Source organism: Synechococcus sp. R3-13 (genome assembly GCF_047462195.1).
GTDB lineage: Bacteria > Cyanobacteriota > Cyanobacteriia > Thermostichales > Thermostichaceae > Thermostichus.
The window spans coordinates 1-1837 of sequence record NZ_JANSIO010000148.1; the positions used below are offsets into that span (position 1 = coordinate 1).

The 1837-nt window shown below is 58.2% G+C and carries 2 protein-coding genes; one reads left to right on the forward strand and one right to left on the reverse strand.

Annotated elements, in window-relative coordinates; genetic code table 11:
* The coding region (locus NW856_RS04775; RefSeq protein WP_414399357.1) for a hypothetical protein at positions 1–269 on the reverse strand (269 nt) is incomplete at its 3' end.
* A gap of 18 nt (positions 270–287) precedes the next feature.
* On the opposite strand from NW856_RS04775, the gene glgA reads away from it, so the two are divergent.
* Entirely contained in the window at positions 288–1829 is a 1542-nt protein-coding gene (glgA, locus tag NW856_RS04780; protein ID WP_414399358.1) for a glycogen synthase GlgA, read from the forward strand.
* Positions 1830–1837 lie beyond the last annotated feature (8 nt).

Sequence of the window (1837 nt, forward strand, 5' to 3'; positions counted from 1 at the left end):
TCCTGACGCACGCGCCCTACCGCTATGGTCATAGGACGTCTCTCCAGAACAATGACGACGAATAAAGTGCAATACAGCAGCGCCCACAACAGTTCTGAGCAGCACTGTCCTTCCATCTTACGAAAAATCAATAAGTTGCAACATAACCTCAAGATGAGGCGCTGCATCAGCTCATCCGGCGCAGGGATCCCTTGTGTTTTAGGATGGGAAGGGTTTTGGCTGAGGGCAACTGAGCCGGGATCCGTTCGCGGCGGCGGAGCGGAGCCCACAACACCAGGGAGGGCAGCGTGGTTCAAGCCAGGATTTTGTTCGCAGCGGCAGAGGCAGCACCTCTGGCCAAGGTGGGGGGCATGGCGGATGTGGTGGGATCCCTGCCTGTCGTTTTGCGCAAGCTGGGGCAGGATGTCCGCATCATCATGCCTCTGTATGGCTTTCTCTGGGACAAGTTCGGCCAGGAACCGGGGCAATACCCCCGCTCGAAAGATCCCATCTGGTCTAAACAGGTCATGGGTCAGGTGGCCGATATTTACGAAAGCGTTTTGCCCGGCACCGATGTGCCCCTCTACTTGGTCAGCCACTACTGCTTTGCTCCCCACCGCATCTACTACGGCGAGGACGAGTTCTGGCGCTTCACCTTTTTTGCCAACGCCGTAGCCGAATTTGCCTGGACTTACTACCCCTGGAAACCCAACATCATCCACTGCCACGATTGGCACACCGGCATGATCCCGGCCTGGATGCACCAAGCTCCCGATATTGGCACGGTGTTCACCATCCACAACCTGGCCTACCAAGGGCCCTGGCGCTGGCAACTGGAGCGCATGACCTGGCTGCCCTGGTATTTTTCTGCCCACAACACCATGGCTGCCGGGATCCTCTACGCCGACCAAGTGAACACCGTCTCGCCCACCTATGCGATGGAAATTCGCACCCCTCTGCATGGGGAAGGACTGCAGGACTTGTTGGCCTGGAAAGGGGAACGGTTGCGAGGAATTTTGAATGGGATCGACATCGATAGGTTTGATCCCCGCACCGACCCAGACCTAGAGGCCAATTTCAGCATCGATGATCTCAGCGGGCGGGCGACCAACAAAGCCACGCTACAGGCCAAGTTGGGCTTGACCGTTAACCCAGATACCTTCCTGATGGGCATGGTGGCCCGTTTGGTGGAGCAAAAAGGGATCGACTTGCTCATCCAAGCCTTGGATCGCTTTTTGGCCTACAGCGACGCGCAATTTGTTTTGCTGGGAGGCAGCGGCGAAGCCTACTACGAAGGGCGGATCCGGGAGATGGCCGAGCGGCACCCGGGCAAAATGGCCTACCAAAAAGGCTACCAACCCAAGCTGGCCCAGTTGATCTACGGGGGGGCAGATGCGTTTTTGATGCCCAGCCGCTTTGAACCTTGTGGCATCAGCCAAATGATCGCCATGCGCTATGGGTGTGTGCCCATCGTCCGCCGCACGGGGGGGCTGGTGGATACGGTCAGCCACCACATCCCCAGCAAGGGGATCGGCACCGGCTACTGCTTTGACCGCTACGAAGCCCTGGACTTTTACACCTGTCTGGCGCGGGCTTGGGAAGCCTTCCAGCACAAAGAAACCTGGCAAGCGCTGCAGAAGCGGGGCATGGCCAGTGATTTCAGTTGGCACCGCTCAGCGCTGGAATACCTGCGCATGTATGAGCTGATTCTCAACCTACCGCTGCTGCCGGAAAAGCCTCCAGAGCCACCCAACTCGCCCAGCTCCTCTCCGCCCAAGCTCAAGAAGCCCATCTCCTCCCAGCCTCGCTCCAAAGGGATCCCTGAGCTGCAGCAAAGACCCGAGGAGTAGGGTAAAGT